The sequence below is a fragment of the Bartonella sp. AC10YNML genome, from assembly GCF_042196825.1.
In the GTDB taxonomy this organism is placed as follows: Bacteria; Pseudomonadota; Alphaproteobacteria; order Rhizobiales; family Rhizobiaceae; genus Bartonella.
The window spans coordinates 56639-74419 of sequence record NZ_JBHIRA010000006.1 but is presented as its reverse complement, the minus strand read 5'-3'; the positions used below and the strand labels follow the sequence as shown (position 1 = coordinate 74419).

General features: G+C 37.4%; 14 protein-coding genes. 6 read left to right on the top strand and 8 right to left on the bottom strand.

Features of this window, described 5'->3' with window-relative positions; translation table 11 throughout:
- The first annotated feature begins 5 nt into the window (after window positions 1-5).
- Window positions 6-980, top strand: coding sequence for a class 1b ribonucleoside-diphosphate reductase subunit beta (nrdF, locus tag ACFINA_RS04710; RefSeq protein WP_273722534.1), 975 nt, complete (start codon window positions 6-8; stop codon window positions 978-980).
- Here nrdF and prmC read toward each other — a convergent pair.
- The 4 genes from prmC to secA all read right to left on the bottom strand — a co-directional run bounded on the left by prmC (window position 977) and on the right by secA (window position 6286).
- On the bottom strand, window positions 977-1843 hold the full coding sequence (prmC, locus tag ACFINA_RS04705) for a peptide chain release factor N(5)-glutamine methyltransferase (RefSeq protein ID WP_375606769.1): 867 nt from the start codon (window positions 1841-1843) through the stop codon (window positions 977-979). The genes nrdF and prmC overlap by 4 nt on opposite strands.
- Complete coding sequence (prfA, locus tag ACFINA_RS04700; RefSeq protein ID WP_375606770.1) at window positions 1840-2916, bottom strand: peptide chain release factor 1; 1077 nt, start codon at window positions 2914-2916, stop codon at window positions 1840-1842. The genes prmC and prfA overlap by 4 nt, the downstream gene beginning before the upstream one ends.
- A 222-nt stretch (window positions 2917-3138) precedes the next feature.
- Window positions 3139-3558, bottom strand: coding sequence for a Fur family transcriptional regulator (locus tag ACFINA_RS04695; protein WP_375606771.1), 420 nt, complete (start codon window positions 3556-3558; stop codon window positions 3139-3141).
- A gap of 10 nt (window positions 3559-3568) precedes the next feature.
- Complete coding sequence (gene secA, locus ACFINA_RS04690) at window positions 3569-6286, bottom strand: preprotein translocase subunit SecA (protein WP_375606772.1); 2718 nt, start codon at window positions 6284-6286, stop codon at window positions 3569-3571.
- Window positions 6287-6720: 434 nt separating this feature from the next.
- Here secA and ACFINA_RS04685 point away from each other — a divergent pair, with 434 nt between their 5' ends.
- The 3 genes from ACFINA_RS04685 to mutT all read left to right on the top strand — a co-directional run bounded on the left by ACFINA_RS04685 (window position 6721) and on the right by mutT (window position 9574).
- The gene (locus ACFINA_RS04685) at window positions 6721-7674 is read left to right on the top strand and encodes a peptidylprolyl isomerase (RefSeq protein WP_375606773.1); all 954 of its coding nucleotides are present in this window, start codon (window positions 6721-6723) and stop codon (window positions 7672-7674) included.
- Between the two features lie 128 nt (window positions 7675-7802).
- Window positions 7803-9035, top strand: a complete 1233-nt coding sequence (gene argJ, locus ACFINA_RS04680) for a bifunctional glutamate N-acetyltransferase/amino-acid acetyltransferase ArgJ (RefSeq protein ID WP_375608017.1) — start codon at window positions 7803-7805, stop codon at window positions 9033-9035.
- A gap of 125 nt (window positions 9036-9160) precedes the next feature.
- Window positions 9161-9574, top strand: a complete 414-nt coding sequence (mutT, locus tag ACFINA_RS04675) for an 8-oxo-dGTP diphosphatase MutT (RefSeq protein ID WP_375608018.1) — start codon at window positions 9161-9163, stop codon at window positions 9572-9574.
- Between the two features lie 1573 nt (window positions 9575-11147).
- On the opposite strand, the gene ACFINA_RS04670 is transcribed toward mutT, so the two are convergent.
- The 4 genes from ACFINA_RS04670 to ACFINA_RS04655 all read right to left on the bottom strand — a co-directional run bounded on the left by ACFINA_RS04670 (window position 11148) and on the right by ACFINA_RS04655 (window position 15661).
- Entirely contained in the window at window positions 11148-12011 is an 864-nt protein-coding gene (locus tag ACFINA_RS04670; protein ID WP_375614581.1) for an NlpC/P60 family protein, read from the bottom strand.
- Between the two features lie 152 nt (window positions 12012-12163).
- The gene (locus tag ACFINA_RS04665; RefSeq protein WP_375614575.1) at window positions 12164-13537 is read right to left on the bottom strand and encodes a M17 family metallopeptidase; all 1374 of its coding nucleotides are present in this window, start codon (window positions 13535-13537) and stop codon (window positions 12164-12166) included.
- 13 nt (window positions 13538-13550) lie between these two features.
- Window positions 13551-14549, bottom strand: coding sequence for a type I pantothenate kinase (coaA, locus tag ACFINA_RS04660; protein WP_375606822.1), 999 nt, complete (start codon window positions 14547-14549; stop codon window positions 13551-13553).
- Between the two features lie 122 nt (window positions 14550-14671).
- On the bottom strand, window positions 14672-15661 hold the full coding sequence (locus ACFINA_RS04655; protein WP_375615157.1) for an asparaginase: 990 nt from the start codon (window positions 15659-15661) through the stop codon (window positions 14672-14674).
- A gap of 220 nt (window positions 15662-15881) precedes the next feature.
- On the opposite strand from ACFINA_RS04655, the gene hslV reads away from it, so the two are divergent.
- A complete protein-coding gene (gene hslV, locus ACFINA_RS04650) occupies window positions 15882-16463 on the top strand; it encodes an ATP-dependent protease subunit HslV (protein ID WP_012754621.1) in 582 nt (193 codons plus the stop codon).
- Window positions 16464-17774 (top strand): ATP-dependent protease ATPase subunit HslU, encoded by a 1311-nt coding sequence (gene hslU / locus ACFINA_RS04645; RefSeq protein WP_375606778.1) that lies wholly within the window; start codon window positions 16464-16466, stop codon window positions 17772-17774.
- The last annotated feature ends 7 nt before the right edge of the window (window positions 17775-17781 follow it).

Sequence of the window (17781 nt, the reverse complement as noted above, 5' to 3'; positions counted from 1 at the left end):
ATCATATGACAAAGATTACAACCAAAAATCCTGTTGTGTGTGCTGTTAATTGGAATAGATTACATGATGAGAAAGATCTTGAAGTATGGAACCGCTTAACTGGGAATTTTTGGTTACCTGAGAAGGTTCCACTTTCCAATGACATTCCCTCATGGTCAAGCTTAACGGATGAAGAACGTAAATTAACGATTCGTGTTTTTACAGGACTAACGCTTTTAGATACAATTCAAAACACTGTAGGAGCCATTTCGCTTCTGGCTGATGCGATAACAGAGCATGAGGAGGCGGTTTTGACGAATATTGCGTTTATGGAAGCGGTTCATGCACGTTCTTATTCCTCTATTTTTTCAACCCTTTGCTCGACCGTAGAAGTTGATGATGCATTTAGATGGTCGGAAGAAAATATTCATTTGCAGAAAAAGGCTAGATTAGTACTTGAACGTTATGAAGCAAATGATCCACTCAAGAAAAAAATTGCTTCTACTTTACTGGAAAGCTTTTTATTTTATTCTGGTTTTTATTTGCCCATGTATTGGGCCAGTCGCGCTAAGTTAACCAATACAGCAGATCTCATTCGACTGATCATTCGTGATGAAGCGGTTCACGGTTATTATATAGGTTATAAATTCCAATTGGGCTTTGCAAAGCTTGATGAAGCCAAAAGACAAGAAATTAAAGATTTTGCTTTTAACCTGCTCTTTGACCTTTATAACATCGAGTGCAAATATACTGAAGATCTTTATGATGCACTTGGATTGACGGAAGATGTTAAAATTTTTCTTCATTATAATGCTAACAAGGCTTTAATGAATTTAGGTTTTGAAGCTCTTTTCCCCCCTGAGGTTTGTCGTGTTAATCCCGCTATTTTGGCAGCTTTATCACCAAACTCTGACGAAAATCATGACTTTTTTTCAGGGGCAGGTTCTTCTTATGTCATTGGCAAGGCGGTTGCTACCACGGATGATGATTGGGAATTTTAATGTTTGCATGCAAATAGAAGTGCGCGGGGTATTCCACTGAGGTCTTTGCGCATTTCTAAGCATTGAAAGCCATTTGTTTCAAACAAATTGCAAACTTCTTTTTCTTGAGAGTAACCAATTTCAACAGCGATAGTGCCGTTTTCTTTTAAGTAGTTGGCTGCTTCATGGGCGAGCTTACGATAAAAATCAAGACCATCTTTTCCACCGATAAGAGCGCGTAATGGATCATGTAAGCGCACTTCTTTTGCAAGTTTTTTGATATCTTTTGCGGGGATATAAGGTGGATTGGAAACAATGAAATCAAAGCGACCAGTGACAGAATTAAACCAATCGCTAAGAAGAGGTGTGAAGCGATGTATTACTTCAGCATTTTTTGCATTTTTTGTCGCTGTTTTAAGGGCATCTTCAGAAATATCGACAGCGACTGCATAGGATTGTGGAATGTGTTTAAGAATGGCAATGGCAATGGCGCCACTTCCTGTCCCCATATCAAGGAGTGTTATTTTTCTCGAATTTTCGACATATTTTTTGAGGAAAGGGAGAACAAGATCTATCAACGTTTCTGTATCAGGACGGGGTTCTAACGTCTCTTGAGACAAAGCGAAGGATATGCCATAAAATTCTCGTTCTCCTATAATACGGTAGACGGGTTCGCCTGCAATCCGCCGTTGGACAGCCTGTTCTATTTGTGTAATGTGCTCAGAAGATAGAGGTATATCTGGTTGAGAAATTCTTTCAGCAGCATTTATTCCTGTTATCCATTCAATGAGTATTTTCGCATCGAGATTGGCTTCAGAAATTCCTTTCATGCGCAATTTTTCTTGAGTTTGTTGGATGACATTTTTGAAAGAATATTTGTTCAATTATTGTCCATTTCCATCAGGAGTGCTGTTTGGTGATCTGAGATGAGTGCATGAATAAGCTCATCAAGATCTCCTTCCAATATGCGATCAAGCTTATACAGGGTCAGATTAATACGGTGATCCGTGATGCGTCCTTGTGGAAAATTATAGGTACGAATACGTTCTGAACGATCACCAGAACCAACTTGGCTCTTACGGGAAGCTGAACGTTCATTTTCCGCTTTTTGTCGTTCGATATCGAATAAGCGTGCCCGTAAAATTTGAAGGGCTCGTGCTCTGTTTTGATGTTGTGATTTTTCTGCTTGTACGACCATAATTCCTGTTGGAATATGCGTGATACGAACAGCTGAATCCGTTGTATTAACATGCTGTCCTCCTGCTCCAGATGCACGCATTGTGTCGATACGAATATCTTCAGGACGAATATCAATATCAATATCTTCAGCCTCTGGAAGTACAGCAACGGTAGCAGCAGATGTATGGATACGTCCACCTGTCTCTGTTTCAGGGATGCGTTGCACACGATGGACACCTGATTCATATTTCAATTTAGAAAAGACACCTTTTCCTGAAATGCTAGCAATAATCTCTTTATATCCGCCAACTTCCCCCTCACTGAGTGAAATAACTTCTACTTTCCAATGGTGAGCATGGGCATAACGTTCATACATGCGAAAAAGATCACCGGAAAAAAGTGCTGCTTCTGATCCACCCGTTCCTGCTCGAATTTCAATAATAGCGCTTTTTTCATCAGCAACATCTTTAGGCAAAAGCAGAATCTGGAGTTCTTTTTCAAATTGCTCTCCTTTTTTATATAACGATGGTAGCTCTTCCTGGGCAAGGTTACGCATCTCTATATCTGTTTGTTTATCGTTGATAATCGCTTCTAATTCTGTAATCTCTCCGTAAAGAGCATTTAATGCGCGTATAGAGGTAATAACGGGTTGTAGTTCTGCATATTCAGAAGCTAATTTGACATATGTTTCAGCATTTGGATTTGTTGTCATTTGGCTTTCAATTATTTCAAAGCGCTTTTCAAGCTGTTTCATACGATCTTGTGGCAAAGAAACCATGATAATATTGGCCTAATTTTTCATAATACAATTTTTATAATATTTTTTTGCAATGATTTTTTGTGATAATATCGGCAATGAATTACCGTATAGCATCATACAAAAAGAGGTAATAAAGCAATTCTTTTTTTTTGCCAATGAAAACTATTATATTTTAAAGGTAAATTTTTATAAAATTTGATTTGCCTGAGGTATTTTATCTAATGATATATAATCATTTTTTTAAGAGTTTTTTTTTCCGTAAAGTTCAAGGCGATGATGAATAATATCATAGCCAAGGGATTTTGCAATTTCCTCTTGCAGCTTTTCAATAACATCAGAATGAAACTCGATAACTTGTCCTGTTTCTATATCAATAAGATGATCATGATGTTGCCCATCTGCTTGCTCAAAACGAGATGGACCACCACTAAAGCTATGGCGATGAATTGTTCCATTTCCTTCTAATATTTTCATGGTTCGATAAACCGTTGAGAGTGAAATATTCGAATCTATTTTGTTTGCACGCTGAAAAATTTCAAATGCATTGGGATGATCATTTGTATCCGTCAAAATATCAAGAATAACACGTCGTTGACGTGTTACTCTTAAACCAGCTGTGCGCAATTCTTGCTCATAATTTCGCTTTTTATTCATTTGCATAGTTTACTTTTCAAACAAAGGCTCCATGACAGTGTTTGTATTTTTTTTCTGAACCGCAAGGACAACGCTCATTACGTCCAACTTTTCCCCATGTGGTTATATCGTTAGGGTCACGATCTTGTGGATTAACAAATCTATTTTCTTGTGATCGTGCCCATAAGGTTGGAGCATTTTCTTGACTTTGATCATTAAAGACGGATGAAACAGCATCCGTTTGCTCAGGCATGGTTGGTTCTGTGGGTTGTTGAATAATTTCAAAGCGCATAAGTTTAGAAGTGACAATTCTGCGCAAATTTTTCAACATATTTTGAAAGAGTTCAAATGATTCTGTCTTATATTCATTGAGTGGATCCCGCTGCGCATAACCACGAAACCCAACAACAGAACGCAAATGGTCTAAACTTACCAGATGTTCACGCCATAACGTGTCAATAGTTTCGAGCAACACTGCTTTGTGAAAATAAGCCATAACTTCTGGAGAATATCGTTCAGTACGATCATTTTCAAGTTTTGTAACAGCATCTGATACACGCTCTAGAATTTGCTCCTCGGCAATTCCATCTTCTTTTGCCCATTCTTCCACTGGAAGCTCAAGATTAAAGAGTTGTTGAAGCTCTTCTTCGAGAGTTTTTGCATCCCATTTTTCAGAATATGTCCCTGATGGAATATAAGCCTCTACGAGATCCTCTACGACTTCATTACGCATTTCAAGGATCATTTCTGATAAATCATCTGCATTCATGACCTCCATACGCTGTTCAAAAATAACTTTGCGTTGATCATTCATGACATCATCATATTTTAGTAGATTTTTACGAATTTCAAAGTTTCGTGCTTCGACCTTTTTTTGTGCTTTTTCAAGGGCTTTATTAATCCATGGATGGATAATAGCTTCATTTTCTTTCAATCCAAGTTTTTGTAGCATACCATCCATACGGTTGGAGCCAAAGATACGCATAAGATCATCTTGAAGAGAGAGAAAGAATTTTGAGCGACCAGGATCGCCTTGGCGACCAGAACGTCCACGAAGCTGGTTATCAATACGACGGCTTTCATGACGTTCAGTAGCGATAACGTAAAGCCCTCCAGCCGCTAAAGCTTTTTCTTTAAGTTGCTTGACATCTTTTTTTATTTCTTCAATTTTAGCTGTCCGCTCTGGACCTTCGGGGATATCCTGTAACTCTTGTCGAATGCGCATTTCAACATTACCACCAAGTTGTATATCCGTACCGCGTCCTGCCATGTTGGTTGCAATGGTGAGAGCTCTAGGAACTCCTGCTTGCGCAATGATATATGCTTCTTGTTCGTGATAGCGAGCATTTAAGACTCTAAAATCGGTAATGCCTTCTTTTCGCAAACGTTCTGCCAATTGTTCTGATTTTTCAATAGAGGTTGTTCCAACAAGAATAGGCTGTTCTTTTTCGTGTGCTTGACGGATATCACGCACAATTGCCCGATATTTCTCTTCTGCTGTTCGATAAATCTCATCATCTTCATCAATACGTTGTATTGGCAAATTTGTAGGAACTTCGACAACGTCAAGACCATAAATATTTCTGAATTCTTCGGCTTCTGTTGTTGCAGTTCCAGTCATGCCAGATAATTTTCTATACATACGGAAGTAATTTTGGAAAGTGATGGAAGCAAGTGTCTGGTTTTCTGGTTGAATAGCAACATGCTCTTTAGCTTCTAAAGCTTGATGAAGTCCTTCAGAATAACGCCGCCCAGGCATCATTCGCCCTGTAAATTCGTCAATAATAACGATCTCATCATTGCGAACAATATAATCTTTATCGCGAGCAAACAGTTTATGAGCTTTTAGAGCATTATTGACATGATGAACGATAGCGACATTTTCTATGTCATAAAGACTCTCACCTTTAAGATGCCCAGCTTGTTCGAGCATTTTTTCAATTTTTTCAGTACCAACTTCGGTAAAGGTCGTTGTTTTTTGTTTTTCGTCTATTTCATAGTCTTCTGGAGTTAAGGCAGGAATAAATGTATCAATAAGGTTATAGAAGTCAGTACGATCTTCTAGAGGACCAGAAATAATAAGGGGGGTACGGGCTTCATCAATAAGAATCGAATCAACTTCATCAACAATTGCGTAATGATGTCCACGTTGGACCATTTGACTATGATCGAAGGCCATATTATCACGCAAATAGTCAAAACCTAGTTCATTATTTGTGGCATAGGTGATGTCGCATGCATATGCCTCTCGGCGGGCTTCACTATCAAGATCATGAAGAATCACGCCTGTTGTAAGCCCTAGAAAACTAAAAATTTTCCCCATTGTTTCAGCATCACGACTGGCGAGATAATCGTTTACTGTCACAACATGAACGCCTTTACCTTCCAATGCATTGAGATAAATTGGTAGAGTTGCCATTAATGTTTTACCTTCACCAGTACGCATTTCAGCTATGCCGCAGTCGTGAAGGACCATTCCACCAATAAGTTGTACGTCAAAAGGACGCATGTCATAAACACGTTTTGCTGCTTCACGAACAGTTGCGAAAGCTTCTGGTAAGAGCAAATCAATACTTTCACCTCCACTAAGACGTTTACGAAAGGCATCTGTTTTTTGGTAAAGCTGCTCATCACTTAATTTTACGAATTGTTCTTCCAAAGCATTAATTTGTGCAACTTTTTGGCGGAGTGCTTTGAGGCGTCGCTCATGAGCTGAACCAAAAAATTTACGTGCAAAAACACCTAAACCGACCATCACTGGCCCTTTCTTTTAATTATTGTCACTTTTGTTGGGTAATTCATACGTTTTCCCCATTCTCTACATTTTCTTTAAGTTTTCTGATATCATTAGAGATATAATGAAATGCAGATGGTACCATTATACTTGCAGGTGTGCAATTTTCCATTTTAATTGTAACGTAGAGATAAGAGGCTAAGCGCGCTATGTCAACTTTAGGTATGCTATTTAACTGATACAATACAAAGTAATTGAAGATACAATATGTCATTTTTCTCTATGATCATGTTTTTCATTTGCATTAGATAGGGTTGTAGAAACTGAGATAAAAGAACGATTTTATATTTTTTACAATGAAATTACTAATTTATTTCTCTATATTTAAAGAATAAAGTGTTATGGTAAAGAAAATTGGAATCTTGAACCTGCCTTCACTTTTAAGGAGTATATTTATGAAATTCAACTTTATCACGCTGTTTTTAGCATCAACTTTATTGGCAAGTACAAGTTTAGGGGTGAAAGCCCAAGAAGGTGTGAATTCACCATCGAATGATTTAAAAACTTTGGAGAAAGCTTCTGAAAAAGCAATTTCTCCTTCTCATGTTATGGCAGTTATTGATGGGAAAAATATTACAGCAGGTCAATTGGATGATTTAGCACTTGAAATAAATCCTAATTTAGCACGTTTTCCTGATGAACAACGTCGTATGATGGTTCTAAAAGCTTATTTAGATATGCAGGCACTTGCAAAAGAAGCAAGAAGAAAAGGTCTTGATAAGACAGAAGCTTACGATAAACGTATGGCAGTCATGCGTGATAATGTTCTTCAACAGCTTTATTTTAAACAAACGATTGTTGACAAAATATCGGATACTGATTTGGAAGCTCTTTATAAGCAAGAAGTTGCTGCTCTACCTAAGGAGGATGAGGTTAAAGCGCGTCATATTTTGGTCAAAACGAGAAAAGAAGCAGAAGCTATCATTAAGCATTTAAATAAAGGCGAAAGTTTTGAAGAGATTGCAAAGAAAAGTTCAACAGATGGTTCTGCTGCCGTTGGGGGTGATCTTGGTTATTTTAGCCATGGTCAAATGGTCAAGCCTTTTGAAGATGCCGCATTTGGTTTAAAAGTTGGCGAATACACTAAACAACCTGTTGAAAGTCCTTTTGGTTGGCATATTATTAAATTAGAGGATCGTCGTGTAAAACAACCGCCTGCATTTGATGATGTTAAAGAAATGTTGCGGACACAGCTGATAAAAAAGCGCTATCAAGAACTGATTGTTGATTTACGTAGCAAGATAGATGTGAAATACCCTGATCCTAATGTTACAAAAATCATGGAATCGCTTCATCAAAATGGGACGCTGCTTCCCGATGAGACGTCCGATGAAGAAGATACGGAATAGCTAGGAAAATAAGTAGATAGCCTCTTTAATAGATAATTTGCTAGGTTGGTTTTGTTCAAAAAATCTAGCAGTTTTCTATGAGAGGTTATTGATCTGCAATCATTTCATTTTTTTATAGAAAGCATATTGTGGTTTTGAAAATCTCTCCTTTGTCGCCTCAAAAGATCCAAGAGCTTTCTCCATTATCTGGTGTACGGATAGCAACAGCTGAAGCTGGGATTAAATATAAAGATCGTACAGATCTTCTTTTCATCATATTCGATAAGCCAGTGAATGTGGCAGGCGTTTTTACCCGTTCAAAATGTCCATCTGCTCCTGTAGAGCATTGTCGCGCATCGCTTCCTCATGGGGTTGCTAGAGCTGTTGTTGTGAATTCTGGAAATGCAAATGCTTTTACAGGAAGCAAAGGAAAGCACACAACGAATGAAATAATATATGCAGCAGCGAACGCTTTAAAGGTTAGAAAAGATGAAGTTTTTATAGCTTCCACAGGTGTTATTGGTGAGCCAATGGATGCCTCGGGTATTGTCAATCTTTTACCAAGTATGACAGAGACAGCAGAAGAGGGAAATTGGTTGGAAGCTGCAAAAGCCATAATGACAACGGACACATTTCCAAAACTTGCGACGCGCACTTTTGACTGTGGGGGAGAGTGTGTTACCATTAATGGAATTGCAAAGGGTGCTGGTATGATTGCACCCGATATGGCGACAATGCTGTCATTTGTAGTTAGTGATGCTACTATTTCTTCGGATGCACTCCAATCCATGTTATCAGAGGCAGTTGAGGGTTCTTTTAATTCAATTACTGTTGATAGTGATACCTCAACTTCAGATACGCTTATGTTGTTTGCGACAGGAAAAGAACATTTTCCCTGCATTAGATGTAAAACAGATCCGCGTTATGAAGTGTTCTCAAAGCACTTGAGTGCACTTTTGCACGAGCTCGCATTACAAGTTGTTTGTGATGGTGAAGGTGCTCGTCATTTAATTGAGGTTAATGTAATTGGTGCTACAACAAACGATGCTGCAAAAACGATTGCTTTGTCAATTGCAAATTCACCACTTGTAAAAACGGCTATTGCCGGTGAAGATGCGAATTGGGGACGGGTGGTTATGGCCGTTGGGAAGGCTGGTGTTGAAGTCGATCGTGATCTATTGATGATTTGGTTTGGTGAGCATCGTGTGGCGATCAATGGCGAACGAGATCCTGAGTATTGTGAAGAGACAATAGGTACTTATATGCAAGGTAAGCACATCACAATTCGTGTTGATATCGGTTTGGGTAATGGTACAGCGAAAGTTTGGTCTTGCGATTTAACAAAAGAGTACGTTATGATCAACAGCAATTATAGAAGTTAATGGATGCATTTTATATTTAACAGCTTATTATTTTTCAGAAAAAATGAAGGATGTAAGTTCTTTTAAGAGCAGGTGGATATGATAGATAAAGACAGTTATCTTTATGATCCCTATTGGCGAGTAATATGTATATAAAAAGTTCCATTCTTCTTGTTGTTGCATGCGCATTGTTCGATCAGAATAATCGTGTTTTGCTAACTAAGCGTCCTGAAGGAAAATCACTAGCTGGTTTATGGGAGTTTCCTGGTGGCAAGGTTGAGCAAGGTGAAACTCCGGAAGCATCATTGATTCGTGAACTAGAGGAAGAGCTTGGTATTTATGTTCAACCAAATAATTTACACCCTTTAACATTTGCAAGTCATAGCTATAAGACATTTCATCTCTTAATGCCATTGTATCTTTGTGACCATTATGAGGGCGTTGCACAAGGACGAGAAGGGCAAAATTTAGAATGGGTTTTTATTAATGATCTTGATCAATATCCTATGCCTGATGCAGATAAACCATTAATTCAGTTATTGAGAAATTTTCTTCTTTGATGTGTTATAAGCAGGGAATATTGTTTAAATATAAACCAATATATTGAGTTATAATGATAATATAATTTTTTATGTTGCATGGGGAAGTCCAGAGTCGTAAAAAATTTTCTCATTTCAAAACTGTCTTATTTTAAATTAATCAAAATCATTCTTTTTCATGTTCCAAGCGGGGCGGGGCATGTTAAAATTATTTAAGAAAGAAATAAAATACGTGCTGAAAGAACACTCTCTACTAGCCAAGGGTTATCGCAACATTGAGAATTAGCAAAGTATATAATGATGCCTTTGCACGCTTTATAAGCATAAAAATGGTGGTAGATAATGGATTTATACTTTTCGCGATTATCATTGAGAGATTGTCTTAGATGCACTGAGAGATATTAGGAGTATTTATTTCATAAGATATCAATAATAGAAAAAATTCAAAAAATGCTTTAAAAAAGAACGCTTTGTGTTTATTATTGGAGATTGTTTTACATGACCAAAATCCTAATTATCATATGTAATACATATATTATATAATAACGTATTGTTTTGTAATCATAAGTTTTATTTTTCTTGATGTTATACGATTTCCCAATCAAAAAAATGTTCAATAACGTACGAATAAAAAGAGTGGTATGTAATTTAAAAAATAATTTTAAAAAAATAAAACATACGGTTAATGAATGATTAAATATAAAAGAAAACATGAAAATAAGACTTCTTAGAGAACTATATATCATACATATCTATGGTATGAGAGATGGAGAAAAAGCTACCTAGGTAAGTATATAAATAAGGAATATATTATTTTTGTATATTTAAAAAAACATAAAACTGAATAGAAAAGAAATAATAAATCTGCGTAGTAATCTTTATTTTCATTTTTTTATAATACGCTTATTTCTCTATTGACTTGTAATAAAGGTATTTGAAACAGTGAAATATGATAATATTAAGAACTCTTATTTAAGTTATGTAATACGATTTATAATTGACTATATGATATTTTAATGAAAGTTCTTCAGTAAGACGGTCGATTAGTTTTCTCAGTATTTAAAGATAGGCGAATATTGATAAAGATTTCTAAATGAGTATGAACTTTAAAAAAAGATCAAAAATGTTGCTTTTGATTAAGAGGAGCGCGTTCTTTACGTAATGTAGAGCGGCATTGTGCTGCGTATTCACGAGCTTGTTTAAAAGAGGCATTTCGCAATGCTCCAAAACCCGTTTCGTGCCGCACTAGTGAATGGTATAACGTTAAAGCTCCCATGGAAATATGGAAATAATGTAAAATCTATTGAGCATACTATCCTTACGCTTACGAAGGAGTAAGTTGGTCCCAATGTTATTATGATAGCTCTTGGCATTTGAGAGCATTCATAAGGGATATTTTTACTTATACATCAATTTTGCTTGTGATGAACAAGCAAGCGATTTTGATTGATTCAACATAAAAACCGATTTGAAATGAGAGAATTTTACGATATTTAGAATGCTTGACACAGAGTAAATAATGGATAATTATCCTTATAAATCAATCTATTGTATAATAAAAAACATTCAATTAATTTTTTATAGGAGGCATGTATTAAATTTCTTGAATTGGGCGACGTTTTGCAATGGGGTATTGATTTTTTTTAGCGATACGCGTAATTGCTTCTTCCAATGGCTCGATCATAACGTCCATAGAAAAACCATTAGCGTGAATAATATTTTCATGATCAATCATAATAGCCACATGACCTTTCCAAAAAATTAAATCACCTCGTTGAAGTTTATCAGTGTCTGTAAGAAGCTTGCCTACAGTTTCTTGCTGCATATCGGTGTCTCGTAAAACTATTTGATCGGTCATCATCATAGAGAGCTGAATGAGTCCCGAACAATCAATTCCAAAACCGCTGATACCACCCCAAAGATAAGGTGTACGGATAAAGGTTTCTGCAACTGTGACATAATCTTCATATACGCGTCCAATGGGGCTGAGATGGCTCGTAATGATTGCCGTTCCATTTTCAAGAATAGAATACGTTGTATCACGGACTTCAATTTCATCAACAACACTGACTTTGCTTCCCATAGATAAAGGGGAGCTTATCGGTCCACGTAAGTCAGCGTGTAAATATTTAAATGTGCGTGGTACTGAAACCACATGCGTTTGTTTTATGGTTGATGAACAAAGAACTTTTGTATCAATATAACCGACATAACCATCCTTGAGTGATTGCCCCCACGACATCGTTTCCCCTTGTTCAAAAATGAGAAGCTCTTCTCCGAATAAGCATTCTGTTTGTCTTTCACTGTTTTTACTATTTTCTTTAAAAAGTCCGGCGACCGCGGTATTAACACGTCTTTTTTTACCTTGAACAAAGCGCTGAGCTGTAATTTCTGTTTCAAGACGTTGATCTGCTAGATCATCTCTGAATGCATAAAGCCTTGGGTCTTTAGAGATCATTTTTTTGCTTTCCATTTTTGGGCATCTCACCTTTAAGAAGACTCACGAAAACTGTCTTGGTAAGATTTTTATCTTCCAATAAAACCAAGAACACAGTGTAAGACCAATTATTCTTTAAGCTGCAAAATTATCCATTTTTGTGGATATTTGTGTCAAAACTCATTTTTAAAAATATTATAAAGGGCACGGATAGTTTGTGCTGATCCACCAATAGGGTATCCTGGTTTTTCTTTTGGAACCCATCCATAAAGGTCAAAATGCGCAAAATGTTCAGTTTTTTCAACAAAAGAATTAAGAAATAAAGCAGCGATTATAGAGCCAGCAAAGCTATTTCCAGTTACATTGTTAAGGTCAGCAATTGGTGATGATAACATCTCTTGGTAAGGTTTCCAAAGGGGCATTTGCCAAAGAGGATCAAAAACAGCGTGAGCAGATTCAGAAATTTGTTGTGCCCATATTGAATCATTACAATAAAATGCCGGAAGATCTGGTCCTAATGCTGTGCGTGCTGCTCCTGTTAAAGTAGCCATGCAAAGCATGAATTGTGGACTTTCTTCATCACCATAGGCGAGTGCATCGGCAAGGACAAGTCGCCCTTCAGCATCTGTATTACCTACTTCAACACTTAAACCTTTACGACTTTTGAGAATATCACCTGGTCGGTAAGCATTCGCAGAAATTGCATTTTCTACAGCTGGAATCAAAACGCGTAGACGGAAAGGCAATTTTGCATCCATGATAAGTTTAGCCAATCCCAAAACGTTTGCTCCACCCCCCATGTCTTTTTTCATAAGCAACATGTTATTGGCTGATTTAATATCGAGTCCTCCAGTATCAAAAGTTACGCCTTTGCCCACCAACGTTATTTTAGGATGATGTTCTTGGCCCCAGAGTAACTCAATCAGTCGTGGTGGAGTACTGCCTGCTCGTCCTACGGCATGAATCATCGGAAAGTTATGGGTTAAGAGATCATCTCCACAAATACTTTGGACATGAGCACCATAAATTTTTCCTAGTTGTCGTACTTCTTTTTCGAGAGTATCAGGGTTCATATCATTGGCTGGAATATTAATGAGATCACGGACAAAGAAGACAGCTTCATAAATTCGTTGGAGTTCATTAAGATCAATTGCCTCATTGACATGGATAGATAATGATTTGAAAGAAGAATTTTGACGATAGCGATTAAATTGATAACTGCCGAATGCCAATCCAAGATAGGTATTTATTTCATCAGAGTTTGTACCTTCTAAATGCCATTGACCAGCAGGAAGTTTTTGAGCAAGAACTCCTGTGATAAAAGGATCGTTACCATTGCCAATTCCAAATAAAACTTTTTTTAAATGCCCCGTTTCGTGAGGAATAAAGAGTATTTGTCCTGCTTTACCAGTAAAGTCATTAACTTTTATCCATGCTGTTGTTGACGCATCAAGTGATAAGTTGGCAAGAGTTCTTTGGTTTACCAAGATGATAGGGCAACTGTTATCGATACGCGTTGAGGTAAAATGAATGGGGTGGTGGTGCATAGTTATGAGATCCTTATAGTCGTCTAAGTGCGACATATTCGACCAAATGATTTTTTCCCTTTCGTAGAATGAGATTGGACCTTGGTCGTGTTGGCAATATATTTTCTTGTAAATTTTTTAAATTAATCGTTTGCCAAAGATCCTCAGCAATTTTTGAGGCTTCTTTTTCATTGAGGTGGGCATAACGATGAAAATAGGATTCAGGATTTTGGAAAGCTGTTTTACGCAAACGTTTAAAACGTTCCAAATACCAGTGACGAATGACTTCTGTTTCAGCATCGACATAAATTGAAAAATCAAAAAAATCAGATACGAAAGGAATGGCTTTCCCATCTTTAGGAAGATCACTGACCTGTAATACATTAATACCTTCAACAATTAAAATATCAGGATGGTCAATGGCAATTGTCTGGTTTTCTAGAACATCATAGGTCATATGTGAGTAAAGCGGAGCACGAATATTTCCGACACCTGCTTTTATAGCAGAAAGAAAGCATAGCAATTTTTTAATGTCATAAGAATCAGGAAATCCTTTACGATTCATACGATTTTTTTGCTGTAAGATTGCGTTAGGATAGAGAAAACCATCCGTTGTGATCAGATCAACTTTAAGACTAGATGTCCAACGTTTCAATAGTTCTTGAAGAATGCGAGCAGTGGTTGATTTTCCTACTGCTACAGAACCAGCAATTCCAATAATAAAAGGCGTTTTCCTCATCTCTTCTTGATGGAGAAACTTCTGACGTTTGTGAAAAAGTTCCTGTACGGCTTCAACATGGCATGATAACAAACGCGATAAAGAAAGATAAATGCGTTGAACTTCCTCAAGATCGATAGGATCATCCATAGAGCGTAAACGCTTAATTTCATCAAAAGTCAAAGTAAGAGGTGTATCCGCACGAAACTCTGACCATTGTTGTGCAGTAAAGACACGGTAGGGTGAATATCGGTCAGAAACGGATTTGACCAGATTATCTTTCTGATTAATTTTTTGTATAGTCGTATCAATCATTTGTATTGGTCGAGAATTTTTCTGCCGCAGCAATCGATTAAGAACGGACATGTGAACGGCTTTGTATTCAAGTGAATTTTGTTTTTCATGCTCTCTTCTTCAAGATAATAGGTCATTTTTTGTTAGCTTATCGTCCAGTCATTCCAATCTACACGGATTTGTTCCAATGAATACCCTTGCGCCAAAAAAGCCCATAAAAGTAGACGCGCTTTTACGGCTGATAAATAACCAGACATGAGCGCACCAGAAGCAATCATATCGATTTCTGAGCCTTTATAGCCATAAGTTATACGAGTTGTGGAGCCATTACAACAACGACTAGCAATAATGATTGGTATTTTTTGTGCATATTGTTGTACGAGGTCTGCTTCTTGAAAACTACAGTGTCCTGCACCAAAACCGGCGATAACAAGCCCAGCATAATACCCACTTTCGAGGCAGAGTTTCATTAATTGTGCATCAGAAGATAAAGAGGAATAGAGGAGTGCAATTTGATGATCATGGTTTTGGGGAAAATCAAACGTTTTTGGGAAAAATTTTCGATCATTGAAATAAATAAGTTTTTCCTCTAAAATAGTTCCTAAAACACCTGCAAGACCTGATTGAAATGTTTCGACTTTGACGGTATGGCTTTTATAGAGCCAATAAGGTGAATGAATTGTATCATTGATGACAACGAGAACGCCTCTGTTACGACTTTGTGGGGCTGCCGCAACGCGAGTGGCTGCTAAAATATTAGCTGGGCCATCGGCTCCTGCTTCATGAGGCATGCGCATAGCACCGGTTATGATGAGAGGTTCAGCTTCTTTCCAATAAAGAGAAAGAAAAAAAGCTGTTTCTTCCAGAGTATCAGTCCCTTGTGTTAAAACAATACCTTCTGCACCAGCGTTTATTTGTTGTTTTGCCCACTTAATTATTTCAAAAAGCATTTGAAACGATAAAGATCCACTTGGTATTTGCATTAATGTTTGTGCATGAATATCAGCAACGTTATTTAAAGCAGGAACACTTTTTATGAGGTTATCTGAAGTTAAAGTTGGTTGCATGTGACCAAAACTATCAGCCGTCATTGCAATTGTTCCACCTAAGGTCCCTATGGCTATTTTTTTCATAATTTTCCTCTAAAAAGCACAAACTGTTTATATAAAGCTATTTAGCAGTAATTTGCATTGACAACAATGATATCATTTTTCCATTTTCAACAAATTGAGTTATGCTGAATCATTGTGTTTTGCTGTATATGTTCTTAAATAGGACAATAGTAATTGAGTTTTACATTGTATGAAAAGAAATCAATATTAAAAAGTAAAGTTAATATTAAGGAGTTTCCTTATGACAGAACATAAGCCAGACATAATGTATGGTACAACAATTATTACGGTACGAAAAGGTGGAAAAGTCGTGATGGCCGGTGATGGTCAGGTTTCTCTTGGACAGACAATTATGAAAGGCAATGCACGTAAAGTGCGTCGTCTTGGAAAGAACGGAGTGGTTATTGCTGGTTTTGCAGGTGCTACGGCAGATGCTTTTACATTACTGGAGAGATTGGAAACAAAGCTTGAACAATATCCTGATCAGCTTATGCGTGCCTGTGTAGAACTTGCAAAAGATTGGAGAACAGATCGCTATTTGCGTCGTCTCGAAGCAATGATGCTCGTGGCTGATAAGAAAGTAACTTTGGCTCTAACAGGGCTTGGTGATGTTTTAGAACCAGAAGATGGGGTTATGGCAATTGGCTCTGGAGGAAATTTTGCTCTTTCAGCAGCGCGTGCACTCATGGATTTGGATTTGGATGCAGAAACTATTGCTCGTAAAGCTATGGCTATTGCCGCTAAAATTTGTGTTTACACCAATGATCATTTTACGATTGAAACATTGGATGCAGAATTATCTTCTTTAGAGAAAGCTATTTAAATGTGTGTTGTATTTTCCCCTCGTGAGACTGTTTCTGAACTTGATCGTTTTATTATTGGCCAAAATGATGCCAAACGCTCTGTAGCTATTGCACTGCGCAATCGGTGGCGTAGGCAACAGCTTGATGAGCCGATGCGTGAAGAAGTTATGCCAAAAAATATTTTAATGATAGGGCCAACAGGTGTTGGTAAAACTGGTATTGCACGTCGATTAGCAAAACTTTCTGGAGCACCCTTCGTTAAAGTAGAAGCGACTAAATTTACTGAAGTTGGTTATGTGGGACGTGATGTTGAGCAAATTATTCGAGATCTTGTTGAAATTGCCATTTCTCTTGTGCGTGAAAAGAAACGGGATGAAATAAAAGAAAAGGCCCACGTGAATGCTGAAGAGCGTGTTTTAGACGCCCTTGTTGGTAAAACAGCAAGTCCTACTACTCGTGATAGTTTTCGTAAAAAATTGCGTGAAGGTGAATTAGATGAAAAAGAGATTGAAATTGAAGTCGCCGATAATAATAGCAGTAGTGCTTCAACCTTTGATATTCCTGGTATGCCTGGGGCGCAAATGGGTATTATGAATTTATCAGATATTTTGGGAAAAATGGGCAGTCGTACAAAAGTCCGTAAGACGACAGTAAGAGATGCTTTTAAGCCGCTCATTGATGATGAATCTGAAAAACTCCTTGATCAGGAGCAAATTATTCAAGAGGCGCTTCGTGTTGCTGAAAATGACGGTATTGTTTTTATCGACGAGATTGATAAAATTGCAACCAGGGATGGTGGAGCAAGTGTTGCGGTTTCGCGTGAGGGCGTTCAACGGGATCTTTTGCCTTTGGTTGAAGGAACAACAATTTCTACAAAATATGGGCAAATAAAAACCGATCATATTCTTTTTATTGCCTCAGGTGCATTTCATGTTTCCAAGCCATCTGATTTATTACCGGAACTTCAAGGACGTTTGCCCATCCGTGTGGAGCTCAACCCTTTAACAAGGGAAGATTTACGACGCATTCTAACGGAACCAGAAGCTAGTTTGATTAAACAATATATCGCTCTTATGGCAACGGAAGAGGTTCATTTGGAAATTACAGATGATGCTATTGATGCTTTAGCAGATATTGCTGTAGATTTAAATGCAAGGATTGAAAATATAGGGGCACGTCGTTTGCAAACAGTGATGGAGCGCGTTTTGGATGAAATTTCTTTCACCGCGCCTGATAAAGCTGGAACAACATTTACAATTGATGCTGCTTACGTGAGAAAATCTATTGGCGAGCTTGCTGCTGATATCGATCTTTCACGTTTTATTCTTTGAAAGTTAT

Bases quoted from the DNA above. Each gene is read 5' to 3' on its own strand.
- nrdF (WP_273722534.1), top strand. From the start codon at position 6: ATGACAAAGATTACAACCAAAAATCCTGTTGTGTGTGCTGTTAATTGG.
- prfA (WP_375606770.1), bottom strand. From the start codon at position 2,916: ATGGTTTCTTTGCCACAAGATCGTATGAAACAGCTTGAAAAGCGCTTT.
- ACFINA_RS04695 (WP_375606771.1), bottom strand. From the start codon at position 3,558: ATGCAAATGAATAAAAAGCGAAATTATGAGCAAGAATTGCGCACAGCT.
- secA (WP_375606772.1), bottom strand. From the start codon at position 6,286: ATGGTCGGTTTAGGTGTTTTTGCACGTAAATTTTTTGGTTCAGCTCAT.
- ACFINA_RS04685 (WP_375606773.1), top strand. From the start codon at position 6,721: ATGAAATTCAACTTTATCACGCTGTTTTTAGCATCAACTTTATTGGCA.
- mutT (WP_375608018.1), top strand. From the start codon at position 9,161: ATGTATATAAAAAGTTCCATTCTTCTTGTTGTTGCATGCGCATTGTTC.
- ACFINA_RS04670 (WP_375614581.1), bottom strand. From the start codon at position 12,011: ATGATCTCTAAAGACCCAAGGCTTTATGCATTCAGAGATGATCTAGCA.
- ACFINA_RS04665 (WP_375614575.1), bottom strand. From the start codon at position 13,537: ATGCACCACCACCCCATTCATTTTACCTCAACGCGTATCGATAACAGT.
- coaA (WP_375606822.1), bottom strand. From the start codon at position 14,549: ATGATTGATACGACTATACAAAAAATTAATCAGAAAGATAATCTGGTC.
- ACFINA_RS04655 (WP_375615157.1), bottom strand. From the start codon at position 15,661: ATGAAAAAAATAGCCATAGGGACCTTAGGTGGAACAATTGCAATGACG.
- hslV (WP_012754621.1), top strand. From the start codon at position 15,882: ATGACAGAACATAAGCCAGACATAATGTATGGTACAACAATTATTACG.
- hslU (WP_375606778.1), top strand. From the start codon at position 16,464: ATGTGTGTTGTATTTTCCCCTCGTGAGACTGTTTCTGAACTTGATCGT.